The organism is Thioclava sp. GXIMD4216, from assembly GCF_037949285.1.
GTDB classification, from domain to species: Bacteria; Pseudomonadota; Alphaproteobacteria; order Rhodobacterales; family Rhodobacteraceae; genus Thioclava; species Thioclava litoralis.
On sequence record NZ_CP149926.1, the window covers coordinates 1,784,747 to 1,798,390 of the forward strand.

The following is a 13,644-nucleotide window of genomic DNA, read 5'->3' on the forward strand; positions in this document are numbered from 1 at the left end:
GATGGGTCCGTAGATCGGGCCCTTTCCAAATGACTTAATTCGTCAGGGCTGCAGATTCCACCCCAGCCTTATGCAGCGCTGCGTAAAGACGCGCATCGCGACCATACACATCCTTGCGATATTCGATCCCGCCCTTCGCATTGGGCCATGCGGTAAAATAGACCAGATGGACCGGCACCGGCGGCGTAATCTTGACCGTTGTCTCCTGACCGCTGTCGAGGATACGTTGGAAATAGGACTTGGGATCGGTCACCTGCGGCGCAAGCAAAGTATAGGCCAGTTCGAAAGGCTGGCCCACCCGCACGCAGCCATGACTGAAAGCACGCTGCTCCTTCGAGAACAGAGATTTGGACGGCGTATCATGGAGATAGATGTTATACTTGTTCGGGAACAAGAACTTTACCAGCCCGAGTGCATTTGACCGCGATGGGGCTTGCCGCATGGCGAATGGGAAGGTTTTTGTGGTGTATTGCGCAAAATTGATCGCGTTGCGTGGAATGACCTGACCGCGGGAATCGACCACCTGAATCTGCGCCGCCGCATTGGGGTTACGCTGCATCATCGGCAGATATTCCTTGGTCACGATCGACCGCGGCACATGCCATGCCGGATTGATCACCATCCGATCCATGCTGTCTGAAAATTCCGGTGTCTGCCTATCGGGGCGGTTTTGTCCAACAACTGTAACAGATTGGAAGGTGACCTTATCATCATCTATCACCTTAACGGAGAAGTCTGCGATATTGACCCAGATCCGACGCTTGCCAAGATCCATGCCATTCATCCAGCGCAGCCGTTCCAAGGCGACAAGAAGTGACTTCAGCCGCTCTTCCGGCGCGACATTCAGTGCTTCAAGGGTTGATGCACCGGCGATACCATCCGCGCTCAGCCCCTGATCCGCCTGATATTGCTGCACCGCTTTCTGGATCTGCGCATCATAGCGGGCCGTCGCCGTGCGCGAGAGATAGCCCATGCGCTGCAAGCGGTCCCGTAGAGCCAGAACCGCATGGCCTGTATCTCCGGGGCGGAGCACGCTGGATGGAACCTGCGGCCCCCAGCCGCCCGTTTCAATCTCATGTTCCAGATCAAGTTTGGCTTTTAACAGTTTGGCATAGGCCGGATCTTGCGGTGCGAGGCTGTGCAGCCATGCAAGCGGGCTGTCGCTTTGCGAGAACTCACGCAGCAGGGTCAGGTTATCGGGTCGTTCCACCACACGGACGATCGTCGGGTCGACCTTTGACGGTGTCAGCACGCCGCGTGACGCATCCTGTGCATAGCGCAGAAAAGCTTCGGACATTCTCACTTCAAGCTGGCCGCGTTGCCGCTCGGATTTCAGATCGAAAAACGCCTGTTGCAATGCGCGGGCGTGGTAGCTTTCTGCCGGTAGGCCTTGCGCCTGTGCCTGCCCGAGGGCGCGGAAAAACGCAGCCCTGCGGGGGGCATCTTCTCCACTGGTCCAGAGCGGACGATAGTCACGGGCCGCATAGAACTGCGACAAAGCGGGATGGTCCGCCGTCTCTTCCGAAATCGCCTGCATGAAACCCGACATCGCCAGAGCGGGCATCTGTATCGCCCCGACCGCTGCCTGCGACACATCGCTTTGGGCAAACGCGGCGGACCCCAGAATGGTCGCGACCAAACCCGCCATGCCTGCATATTTGAGAGAATCGATCATCGGCCAGCCTGTCGGAACTTAATAAAAACTCTGAAATAGGGATTGCGCGACAGCGGCTAAATGTCCAGTATCAAGCATTTGTTAACCATTTTATTGGCAACTATGTCGCATAACATCAACAAACGCCCCTTCATGACCCTTGAATTGGCGGGATTTCGCCCAAATTTCAGTTAACGTTCGGTTAACCAGAAAATTCACAGTTGATCGCGATGCCGTGGGCGACCTAACGTGATCGCGATCTGACGAGAGGCATGCGCCAAGCCGCAGATAAGCGGCGCGCAATTAACTTAGGCAGGCAAAGAAATGGCAAGCAATCAGTTGTTCACGCGTCGCGGGCTCCTTGGGGCTTTTGCAGCCACGGCAGTCGTCGCTGCACCGACCATGTCCAATGCGTTCGGGTTCCTGCGCGGTGCAGGCGATGTCCGTCGGATCCGCATGTATTCGGGGCGAACCGGCGAAAGCATCGACACGGTCTATTGGATCGATGGCGAATATATCGACGAAGCGTTGAACGAGATTACCCATTTCATGCGCGACTGGCGCACCGGCACGAAAAAGACGATTGACCGCCGCACGATCGATATTGCAGCGGCCTCCCATAACCTGATGGGCATTAACGAACCCTATATCATGCTCTCCGGATACCGTTCGCCCAAAACCAATGCGATGTTGCGTTCCCGCTCGGGCGGTGTTGCCAAGAATTCGCTGCATATGCGCGGTCAAGCCGCCGACCTTCGCCTGAAATCCCGCTCTGTCAACCAGATGTATAAGGCGGCAATGGCTTGCCATGCAGGGGGCGTTGGAAAGTATAGCAATTCCAACTTTGTCCATATGGATTGTGGTCCGGTGCGCACTTGGGGTGCCTAAGCTGAAAAAGGCGCCTACGGGCACCATTTTTATTGGCGGATCGGGAAACGCTGCAGAAGATGAAAGCGCTTGGACGTGGCGTTTTCCCCGACAAGGCAAAGCGACCTCAGGGTGACAGGATCGTGCAAGACGCTTGAAAACCAATGGGTTGCCGCCTGCTCTACTATCGGCATCTGAGCTTTCGAAAGTGTGTCCGTCAGTGTTATATGAAAGCGGAACCGCTGCATCACATGCGGATAGCCCCAGTCCACCAGGTTTTGTCGTCCTTCATCCGGAAAGGCTCTGGGCAGGCGTTTTGTGATTTCGTCATCGCTCAAGGGGCGACGCAGCGGATTGCTCTGCCTGACAATATAGGAAGCGAAATCTTCGATCTGCGTGTTATGTTCTGGGATAAGCGCAAGAAAACGCCCCAAGCGCGCCAGTCGTAGCTCCCCTAAGGGTAATGGGCGCAGAGTCAGGGATAGCTCTTCGCATAGGTTTTCAAGATCGGTTGGCAAAGCATTGGCATTCAATGCGAAAGGCGCGCGGAGTGTGGCGTGAAGCCCGTAACGCGCAGGTTTTTCTGTGACGGATGCCCAGTCAAATCCCAATGCAGGCTGCACAGCCGCTGCTCCGCGTGAAAGATCCCAGCCCAGCCATGCCGTGCCACGGGCAAAAAGTTCGCCCTCGGGCACAGCATAGATGGCATAGCGGGAAAATTCCATTAGGCTTCAGCGGCTTTGGGCGTGTAGTTAAGAATTGGTGCCAGCCAACGCTCCGCCTCGCGAAGCGGCATCTCCTTACGCGCGGCATAATCTTCAACCTGATCCTTCTCGACCCGCGCCACACCGAAGTAATAGGCTTCGGGATGACCAAGATACAGCCCCGAGACCGATGATCCCGGCCACATCGCATAGCTTTCCGTCAGCTCGACCCCTGTCTGAGAAGTAGCATCCAACAGTTTGAACAATGTGTCTTTTTCGGTGTGATCAGGTTGTGCCGGATAACCGGGGGCCGGACGAATACCGTCATATCTGTCGGCAATCAGATCCTCGTTGTTGCAGGCCTCGTCGGGCGCATATCCCCAAAGCTCTTTACGGACATATTCATGCAGTCGCTCGGCAAAGGCTTCGGCAAACCGGTCCGCCAAGGCCTTCACAAGGATCGAGTTGTAATCGTCATGCGCGGCTTCGAACTTCTCGGCAATGGCCTGTTCCTCGGGGCCAGCGGTCACCACAAAGCCGCCCAGATAATCCGCCTTGCCGCCCTCGGGCGCGATGAAGTCGGACAGCGCCACATTCGGACGCCCCTCGCGTTTGGTCACTTGCTGGCGCAGCGTATGCATCGTCGCCAGCTCGGTGCTGCGATCTTCGGCGGTATAAAGCCGGATGTCATCGCCCACCGCATTCGCCGGCCAGAAGCCGACAACCGCCTTGGGCGTAAACCATTTCTCGTCAATGATCTTGGCCAGCATCGCCTGCGCATCGGCAAAAAGCGCACGCGCCGCCTCGCCCTGCTTTTCATCCTCGAGGATCTTCGGATAAACGCCTTTCAGCTCCCATGTCTGGAAGAACGGCGTCCAGTCGATATAGCGCGCAAGCTCGGCCAGATCCCAAGTGTCAAAGGTCTTGGTACCAAGGAAGCTGGGCGTTTTCGGCGTATAGTTCGTAAAATCGGCCCTATAGGCATTGGCGCGCGCGTCTTCTAGGGGCAGACGCTTTTTCGCCAGTTCCGCGCGGGCGTGCTTCTCCGCCGTTTCGGTATAATCGGCCTGAATTTCAGCCACATAGCCGGGTTTCTGCGTCTTCGATAGCAGCTGCGACACAACCCCCACCGCACGCGAGGCATCGGTCACATAGATCGCCTGCCCCTTGTTATAGCGCGGGTTGATCTTCACCGCCGTATGCACCTTGGAGGTCGTCGCCCCGCCAATCAGCAGCGGCAGATCCATCCCCAGACGCTCCATCTCCGAGGCCACATGCACCATCTCGTCCAGCGAGGGCGTGATCAAACCCGACAGGCCAATCACATCTACCTTCTCGCGTTTGGCGGTTTCAAGGATCTTCTCGGCGGGCACCATCACGCCAAGGTCGATGATCTCGTAGTTGTTGCACGCCAGCACGACGCCCACGATATTCTTACCGATATCATGCACATCGCCCTTCACGGTCGCCATCAGGATCTTACCGGCCGCTTCACTTTCAGCGGTGCCGTTCTGGCGCTTCTCTTCTTCCATATAAGGCAGCAGCACGGCCACCGCCTGTTTCATCACGCGGGCGGATTTCACCACCTGCGGCAGGAACATCTTGCCCGCGCCAAAGAGATCGCCCACCACATTCATCCCCGCCATCAGCGGGCCTTCGATCACATGCAACGGGCGCTCGGCCGCCTGACGGGCCTCTTCGGTGTCATCCTCGATGAATTCCGTGATGCCATTGACCAGCGCATGTTCGAGGCGCTTCTCGACGCCCCATGTGCGCCATGTCATATCCTTCTCGCGGCCTTTCGCACCGCCCTGCCCGCGATATTTCTCGGCAATTTCCAGCATGTTTTCAGTGGCTACGCCGCCGTTCTTCGGAGAACGGTTCAAAACAACATCTTCGCAGGCCTCGCGCAGGTCGGCATCGATCTGGTCATAGACCGCAAGCTGGCCCGCATTGACGATCCCCATATCCATCCCGTTTTGGATGGCATGATACAGGAAGACGGCATGCATCGCCTCGCGCACGGGCTCGTTGCCGCGGAACGAGAAAGACAGGTTCGACACACCGCCCGAGATATGCACATGCGGGCAGGTTTCGGTGATGATCTTCGTCGCCTGGATGAAGTCCACCCCGTAATTGTCATGCTCTTCGATGCCGGTCGCCACGGCAAAGACGTTCGGGTCAAAGATGATATCCTCGGGCGCAAAGCCCACATCCTCGGTGAGGATCTTATAGGCGCGCTGGCAGATCTCGACCTTGCGGGCGCAGGTATCGGCCTGACCTTCCTCGTCAAAGGCCATCACGACCACGGCGGCCCCATAGGCCTTGCACAGGCGCGCGTGATGGACAAAGGCCTCGACGCCCTCTTTCATCGAGATCGAGTTTACGATCGCTTTGCCTTGCACGCATTTCAGACCGGCCTCGATCACCTCCCATTTAGAGCTGTCGATCATGATCGGCACGCGGGCGATATCGGGTTCGGCGGCGATCAGGTTCAGGAACTCGACCATCGCGGCTTTTGAATCAATCAGACCCTCGTCCATATTGATATCGATGATCTGCGCGCCGTTCTCGACCTGCTGACGGGCCACATCCAAAGCGGTTGCATAATCGCCTGCGGTGATCAATTTCCGGAATTTGGCCGAGCCCGTGACATTGGTCCGCTCGCCCACATTCACGAAAGGAATGTCCGAGGTCAGGGTAAAGGGCTCCAGCCCCGACAGGCGCATCAGAACCGGCGGCTGGGGGATTTCCCGCGGCGCGATGTCTTTCACAGCTTCGGCGATGGCGCGGATATGTTCGAAGGTCGAGCCACAGCAGCCGCCGACGATATTGACCAGCCCGTCGCGCGCAAAACCCGCCACCTGCTCGGCCATATGTTCGGGCGACTCGTCATATTCGCCCATCTCGTTGGGCAGACCGGCATTGGGATAGGCGCAGATCAGCGTGTCGGCCACCCCCGCCAGTTCCGAGATATGGGCGCGCATGGCTTCGGCGCCAAGGGCGCAGTTCAGGCCAACGGTCAGCGGGCTGGCATGGCGCACCGAATACCAGAAGGCGGTCGGCGTCTGCCCCGAAAGCGTGCGGCCCGACAGGTCGGTGATGGTGCCCGAGATCATCACCGGCAGCTCGATCCCGCGGGCGTCGAAAACCTCCTGACAGGCGAAGATCGCGGCCTTGGCATTGAGCGTATCGAAGATCGTCTCGATCAGCAGGATATCCACGCCGCCATCAATCAGCGCATTGATCTGCTGGGTATAGGCGATGCGCAAATCATCAAAGGTAACAGCGCGGTAGCCGGGATTGTTCACATCGGGGCTGATCGAGGCCGTCCGGTTGGTCGGGCCAAGCGCGCCCGCCACAAACCGCTTGCGACCATCCTCGGCTTCGGCACGATCCATAGCGCGGCGGGCCAGCTGCGCGCCCTGATAGTTCAGGTCGTAGACCGCGCCTTCCAGCGCATAATCCGCCTGCGCGATGGTGGTCGAGGAGAAGGTGTTGGTTTCTGCAATATCGGCCCCCGCCATCGCATAGCGATAATGGATCTCCTCGATCGCCTCGGGCAGCGTCAGGTTCAGCAGGTCATTATTCCCCTGCTGGGGGTGGCTATTGCCCTTCAGATGCGCCTCGAAGGGGCCGCTTTTTGCGGAGATCTGGAAATCGGCCTCGCCCAGTCCCAGTTTCTGGATCTGCGTGCCCATCGCCCCGTCAAGGATCAGGATGCGGTCTTTTGCGGCATGTGCGATGTGATCAAAGACAGCGGAACGGGTCAAAGTCGTACGGGACACGGCAGAATTTACTCCTGTGGTTTCAAGATGCGTTACATAGCTCGCTGAAAAAAGTAAATCCAACTCATATTGGTCATGAACAACATGAACAAAATTCAAGGCCCCGTCCAGTTACGGACGAGGCCTTCAAAAGGGTACGCTCGGGGCGCGGATCAGCCGCGATTGATGTTCTGGATAAAGCCATAGACCGGATAGTTGCGACCATAGGCGGCGCTGCTGGAGCGCACGCGCACTTCGCTCCAGTCATTTTTGGCAGAAACGTCAATGACTTCCATGCCAAGCGAGACCTGGTTGCGTTTCCAGTTCGCATGATCCACCAGAACCTTGCGGCTATCGACGATCTTGGAGACCACGGCCACATGCCCCATCGGCATGGATTTGGTGCCCTTGAACACCATCACAGCGCCCGGTGCGGGGCTATGGCGGCGAAGGTAGCTGCCCTCGGCCTGCCCCCACCAAGTGCGCGCATTGCCGCGCAGCTCGATCCCACTTGCATTGCGGGCGAAGGGCACGCACCAGACGCGCTGGCCCTTGGCTCGCATTGCCGCTGCGATCTCGACCGCAGCATCCCGGCGCGCGGGGTCCAGACCGAATGTGGTCTGGTGGTCCATACGCGCCGAGGCGAAATTCATCGAACTCATCTGGCTCAGATCGCCCTTGGACGAGCAAGCCGTAAGAGAAAGCAGGGCTACGGCTGCCAAAGCCGGCCCACGTAAAGTGGAAAGAACGCCTGTCACGCTCGGGACCTCGAAAATTATTATGGGCACCCCGCGCAGTCGTCAGATCCACTTGGAGCACGACAGTTTTTTGCGCGAAAACGCGGTTAAGGGAAAGTGACTTGCTGTGAGCTCGGCGGGATTTTGCTCATAGTTAAGAATGTGATGGAACCGCCTTCATGGCGGGTCTGAGATACGCCCTGTAACAATATGATTCAGCTTGTGAAAAAAATACCGTGTTGCTTTTTTGCAAATGGTTAATGGCAAAATGGTCGCAGCTCTTGCGACCAGATTTTGCCTTAGGGTTTTATTAGGAATTGGAACGTTTTCAGAACATTATCTGCCGCCGCCCCCGGTCCGGCCTTAATCCGGCAACCCCTCGCGCGAGAGAAGAATCGCCAGCGGGCGCAGCGTCGGGGAATGGGCGCAGGAAATCATCAGCGCCACCATGATCGGTACTGCCAGAAACATTCCCGGCAGGCCCCAGATCGCGCCCCAGAATGCCAGCGATATGATGATGCCGAAGCTCGACAGGCGCAGCGCATGGCCCATCAGCATCGGGTCGATGATATTGCCGATGATGAACTGTACGCCACCGGCGATGGCAAACACCACAAAAGCCGAGGTCAGATCGCCCGTCAGGATATAGGCGGCAAGCCCTGCAATGACGGTCGCGATAATCGAGCCGATCGACGGAATGAAGTTGAGAAAGAAGGTCAGAATGGCCACCGGCAGCGCCAGCTCCAGCCCGCCGAAGAAAAAGACCGCATAGATCGCGATTGCCGTTGCCAGCGACACGATGGCTTTTACCAGCAGGTAGTGGTTCACCAACTGCATGATCCGCTCCACCATCGCCGAGATACGGTCGGCGCGGGCGGTCTCGCCGCCGAAGAGGCTGAGCAGCTTCGAGCGGAACCAGATCCGCTCCACAAAGAGGAAGCCGACAAACAGAATGATGAGGATCGCCCCCGAAAGCAGCGAGGATGCCTGCCCCGCCAAGGCCGTCAGGTAGCCTCCGATGCGGATATTCTGCATGTATTGTAGCACGGCGGCCTCGACATCGCTGCCCATCCAGCCGAAAATCTGGGCAATGGCGCGCTGTGCGGGTTCGGTATAGGTCAGCGCCAGCGTCACCACCTGATTGGCCTGTGCCAGAATGAAGGCCGAGGCGGAAAGCAGTCCCGTTGCAATCAGGATCATCGCGAAGATCGAGGCCAGCCACATCGGAATCCGCACCGGCCCGATTTTCAGGCGCGCGATCGCGTTGATCGCTTCGGAGGTCAGCGAGAACAGGATGATCGCGATGGCCAGAGAAATCAGCACGAACCGCGCCTGTGTCAGTAAAAAGAGCACCAGCACGAAGGCAATGAGGCCAAGCAGGGTATTCGTAAGCTGGCGTGGTTCCCGTCGAGAGGGCGCGCGCTGCGTCGGGAGGTTCTGATCTGACATGGTATTCCTGCTGGCTGAAGGGCGGCGTCATGCAGCAGGGCCAAGATTTTCCTGCTGTCCTGTTCCAACCTAATTTCGCCCGCGCGCCAAAACAAGAACAGCCCGAAAGAGGGTTTCTGACGGCTTGAAAAATAAATGACATTTCAGCCAAAAAGCTGCTTGCACCCATTTGCGGTTTTGAATAGACACCCCCTCGGACAGGTGGCCGAGTGGTCGAAGGCGCACGCCTGGAAAGTGTGTAGGCGGGGAACCGTCTCGAGGGTTCGAATCCCTTCCTGTCCGCCATACCACCCACGCAAGCGCATGAAAACATTAGCAAATTAAGCGTAGCGCGTTAGCTCTTCCCCCTTTAATTCCCCCAATTCATCTCGGCACATGCCAGAACGTGCTGGTATATAAATTCGTCATGCTTGCTGCATGGGACACCGCTCAGTGTTTAAGAACCAAAACCAAGCGGCGCTGCAAACTCAGCTTAGTGCATTGCGCCCATCAAAATAGCCGGTAGAGTTTCTGGAAATTGATAAGTGGCTAATATGCGAAAAAGAGATTTCACCGAGCGCGATGTCTGCAGCAAGCTGATAACACCAGCTTTGCGAAGTGCGGGCTGGGATTTATTAACACAGGTCTCTGAAGAGAAAACGCTTACAGATGGCAGGATAACCGTAAGGGGACGCGTCACAACGCGGGGAGTGCGCAAGCGCGCGGATTACGTTCTCTATGTAAAGCCGAATATACCGATCGCTATCATAGAGGCTAAAGATAACCGCCATGCCATCGGCGATGGCATGCAGCAGGCCCTCACCTACGCGCAAATGCTACGAGTGCCATTCGCTTTTTCATCTAACGGTGACGGTTTTCTGTTTCACGACGCGACCGGCCAGTCTCCATTAGTGGAGACCACACTTGGTCTTGATAACTTTCCTTCCCCTGCTGAATTATTGTCTAAATACGAAGCTTGGAAAGGCCTGTCGTCAGAAGCCTCAAAAATTGCGTTCCATGATTACCGCGACATGGGGAAGACGCCGCGCTACTACCAGATCAACGCTATCAATTCAGCCGTCGAAGCCATTGCAAAGGGACAACAGCGGCTGCTCTTGGTGATGGCGACAGGCACGGGTAAGACCTTTACTGCGTTCCAGATCATCTGGCGTTTATGGAAATCTGGCGCCAAGAAGCGGATCTTGTTCCTCGCGGATCGCAATGTTCTTGTCGATCAGACAATGGTCAACGACTTCCGACCATTCACAGGAGCTATGGCAAAACTGTCGACCCATGCGAAGACCATCGAACGTGCTGATGGCACGCGGGAAAGCCTGACACTGGCCATTGATAAAAAGCGCCGGATCAATACCGCCTATGAAATCTACCTTGGCCTTTATCAGGCGCTGACCGGTCCTCAAGAGCATCAGAAAATCTTCAAGGAACTCTCACCGGATTTCTTTGACCTGATCATCATCGACGAATGCCATCGCGGCAGCGCCGCCGAGGATTCCGCTTGGCGGGAGATTCTCGAGCATTTCGCCTCTGCAACCCAGATCGGCATGACCGCGACGCCAAAGGAGACCGAATACGCGTCCAACATGGATTACTTCGGGCAACCGATTTACACATATTCCCTTAAGGAAGGGATCAGCGACGGATTCCTTGCTCCCTATAAGGTCATCAAGAGCCATATAGACAGGGATGTGGAAGGGTATCGACCGACGCCTGGCCAATTGGACCGTGAGGGCAACGAGGTCGAGGACCGCCAATATAACATCAAGGATTTCGACCGTACGCTGGTCTTGGATGACCGGACGAAGCTAGTCGCTAGACGCGTCACGCAGTTCCTAAAGGAAAGCGGCGACCGGATGCAAAAGACAATCGTTTTCTGCGTGGATCAGGAACACGCAGCACGGATGCGGCAGGCTCTCATCAACGAAAACGCCGACCTCGTGGCAAAGGACCATCGCTATGTCATGAGGATCACCGGCGGGGACAAGGATGGGCTGAACGAACTGCCCAACTTCATTGATCCGGAATCCGATTACTCAGTCATCGTCACCACATCGCGCCTTCTCAGCACTGGGGTTGACGCCCAGACCTGCCGCCTGATCGTCATCGACCGCGAGATCGGCTTAATGACCGAATTCAAGCAGATCGTTGGTCGCGGCACCCGCGTGCATGAGGACAGCGGCAAGAAATTTTTCACACTGATCGATTTCCGTGGGGCGACCAACCATTTCGCGGATCCAGAATTCGATGGCGATCCGGTTCAGATTTACGTCCCACCGGATGACGGAACGATGACACCACCTAAGGATGGCACCGATACAGCATCGACAGTCGATGACGACGAGACGGGCCCCGAAACACTGCCTGCCATGCCCCCAGACACGCCCGGCACAAACGGCCCGATCCGGAAGATCTACGTCGATGGCGTCGGCGCCACTATCCTGAAGGAGCGTGTCGAATACCTCGATGCCGACGGCAAGCTCATCACCGAAAGCCTGCAGGACTTCATGGCCCTCTGCGACCGGCTGGAGGCCGCCCTGACCACCACCGACACCACCCGCACTCGCCTCCTCGAAGCGCTCCTCCACGAGACGCTGGACCCCGCCACCGACAGCAAGGAAGCCGCAGAATGACGCTTTCCCCCGCCGAGGCAGAACGCCTCCTCCGTTCCCGTTACGGCGAACCTGCAAAAGCGCCGACCGACTACATCATCGGCTTCCGAAATCCGGTCGGGCGCGTCCTTGCCATCCACCGCACGAACCAGACCACCCGTGTCTGGTTTCAGCCGCCCGCACCACCGCATCTGGACGGCGTCACGCTTCTGTCCGAACCCAACAACGGCAACTCGAACATCAACGGCCCTCTTGCGCCATTGAAGCGACCAGACACCCAGCGAGCCGAAATCGACAGCCCCACAGCCCTTCAACGCTTCCTCGATTGGTACGATGGCGCGCCCGCCAAGGCACCGAAAGCGCCTGATCTGCTGGAAGGCGTCGATTTCACCAGCGTCTTCGCCCGCTTCCAATCCCTGATCACCGCCTTCGACGCGCCCCTCACGCGGTTTGACGAAGGTCTGATCGCCGCCTGGGAAAGCTACAAACCCCGCGTCCGTGCCGAAGCCTTGACCCGTCTCGGCGCCGACAGCTGGACGCAAGATCAGGTCGGTTCCGGCACCATCGTCGCCAAGGTCATCGATGCCATCGAAATCCAGGCGACGCATGGTGACCTGAACAACAACATGGTGTTCTGGCAGAACCGCTTCGGCCACGCCAATCGCGACCACCGCGCCCTGATCGAAGCGGCGACAACGGGCACCGGCCTGCAAACCCTCGAACGCCTGTTGTTCCAGCTCTATTGCACCGACCGGAACGAAGGCGCGCTGTTCGACGAATTGAGCGAGGCGACCGGCGCAAAGTACCCGCTGATGGCCTATCTGTTCTTCCTCAAGGATATGGACCGCTTCATGCCGATCCAGCCGACCGGCTTCGACCGTGTCTTTGGCGAGATCGGCGTGAATTTCCGCACCCTGCGCAATTGCACCTGGGAGAACTACAGCCAGTTCAACGGGATCCTGAATGCCCTGCGCGAGCCAATTGCGGATCTGGCCAAACTGGACTACGTCCGCCTCATCGACGCCCATTCCCTGCTGTGGCTGTTCTCGAACCTATTGCGCAAGGAAGCCGAGGGTGCCTTGGACAAGTGCGAAAAGGCCGAAGCCCGTTACCTCGGGGCCCGGGAGAAATCCATCGCTGACATCAAGTATTCGGTGGGCAAGACGGTCTTCAGCTCCAACGGGCAAGTAGTCCCGACGACCGTCAAGAACAAGGCACTACACATGTCCGACGTAGAGTTGGACAAGCTGATCCGGGACCTGCTCACCATTCAGGAAGACCGCTGCGCCATCACCGGCCTGCCGTTCCAGTTTCGGGGCGCACAGACGGACGATAACATGCTGCCCTCCTTGGACCGCATAGACAGCAGTGGGCATTATGCCAAGGGCAACCTCCAACTTGTCTGCCGGTTCATCAATTTCTGGAAGCAAGCCTCGGACGATGGCGAGTTCCGCAGGTTGCTGAGCATCGTGCGTGGCTATGAAATGGAAAGCCGCTGAACAGCCTCATCTGCGACGAGTATATTGGTAAATCGCAGCTAGCTGCAGACTTTCATTGTAATTTGCGCCTTGTGCCCCAATTCGGGCGCGGTGAGAGGCTGTAAAGCTGGAAAATATATCTGAAACTTCGAAATCGACCTCAACATTTCTCAACATGCCAGCGAAGTGCTCGCGCTGAAAACCAATTTCGACTTCATCATTTTTCATCATGTAAATCGCCGCAGGAGGCCGTTTGGCGGCGTCGACCAATTCGGAAATTCGATTGTGGGCGGCAGATGGGGAGGGTGACGGCGAGCGGTTCATGATGGATGGATCACGTTCCGAGGTGCTGGCCCAAGGGCTCAACGGTCCTGCATTGGAA

Annotated in this window: 9 protein-coding genes and 1 tRNA gene; 4 read left to right on the top strand and 6 right to left on the bottom strand. The window is 57.3% G+C overall.

Annotated features, from left to right (window positions below; all coding sequences use genetic code 11):
- Positions 1–34: 34 nt before the first annotated feature.
- Positions 35–1,675, bottom strand: a complete 1,641-nt coding sequence (locus WDB88_RS08900; RefSeq protein WP_339107316.1) for a L,D-transpeptidase family protein — start codon at positions 1,673–1,675, stop codon at positions 35–37.
- Positions 1,676–1,978: 303 nt separating this feature from the next.
- Here WDB88_RS08900 and WDB88_RS08905 point away from each other — a divergent pair, with 303 nt between their 5' ends.
- Positions 1,979–2,542, top strand: coding sequence for a DUF882 domain-containing protein (locus WDB88_RS08905; RefSeq protein ID WP_339107317.1), 564 nt, complete (start codon positions 1,979–1,981; stop codon positions 2,540–2,542).
- 29 nt (positions 2,543–2,571) lie between these two features.
- Here WDB88_RS08905 and WDB88_RS08910 read toward each other — a convergent pair whose 3' ends face one another.
- The 4 genes from WDB88_RS08910 to WDB88_RS08925 form a co-directional block, all read right to left on the bottom strand.
- Positions 2,572–3,246, bottom strand: coding sequence for a DUF1045 domain-containing protein (locus WDB88_RS08910; RefSeq protein ID WP_339107318.1), 675 nt, complete (start codon positions 3,244–3,246; stop codon positions 2,572–2,574).
- Positions 3,246–7,013, bottom strand: coding sequence for a methionine synthase (gene metH, locus WDB88_RS08915; RefSeq protein WP_339107319.1), 3,768 nt, complete (start codon positions 7,011–7,013; stop codon positions 3,246–3,248). The genes WDB88_RS08910 and metH overlap by 1 nt, the downstream gene beginning before the upstream one ends.
- Positions 7,014–7,165: 152 nt before the next feature.
- Positions 7,166–7,714 carry a CHAP domain-containing protein gene (locus tag WDB88_RS08920; protein WP_339107320.1) on the bottom strand — a complete coding sequence of 183 codons (549 nt, stop codon included), beginning with the start codon at positions 7,712–7,714 and terminating at the stop codon, positions 7,166–7,168.
- A 378-nt stretch (positions 7,715–8,092) separates the two neighbouring features.
- Complete coding sequence (locus WDB88_RS08925) at positions 8,093–9,178, bottom strand: AI-2E family transporter (RefSeq protein WP_339107321.1); 1,086 nt, start codon at positions 9,176–9,178, stop codon at positions 8,093–8,095.
- 195 nt (positions 9,179–9,373) lie between these two features.
- Between WDB88_RS08925 and WDB88_RS08930 the strand changes: the two genes are divergently transcribed.
- The 3 genes from WDB88_RS08930 to WDB88_RS08940 all read left to right on the top strand — a co-directional run bounded on the left by WDB88_RS08930 (position 9,374) and on the right by WDB88_RS08940 (position 13,283).
- A tRNA-Ser gene (locus tag WDB88_RS08930) sits at positions 9,374–9,463 on the top strand.
- Between the two features lie 248 nt (positions 9,464–9,711).
- The gene (locus WDB88_RS08935) at positions 9,712–11,805 is read left to right on the top strand and encodes a DEAD/DEAH box helicase family protein (protein ID WP_339107322.1); all 2,094 of its coding nucleotides are present in this window, start codon (positions 9,712–9,714) and stop codon (positions 11,803–11,805) included.
- Positions 11,802–13,283: a hypothetical protein gene (locus WDB88_RS08940; RefSeq protein WP_339107323.1), complete on the top strand. Its 1,482-nt coding sequence runs from the start codon at positions 11,802–11,804 to the stop codon at positions 13,281–13,283. The genes WDB88_RS08935 and WDB88_RS08940 overlap by 4 nt, the downstream gene beginning before the upstream one ends.
- Positions 13,284–13,289: 6 nt before the next feature.
- Here WDB88_RS08940 and WDB88_RS08945 read toward each other — a convergent pair whose 3' ends face one another.
- On the bottom strand, positions 13,290–13,586 hold the full coding sequence (locus tag WDB88_RS08945) for a hypothetical protein (protein ID WP_339107324.1): 297 nt from the start codon (positions 13,584–13,586) through the stop codon (positions 13,290–13,292).
- Between the last annotated feature and the right edge of the window lie 58 nt (positions 13,587–13,644).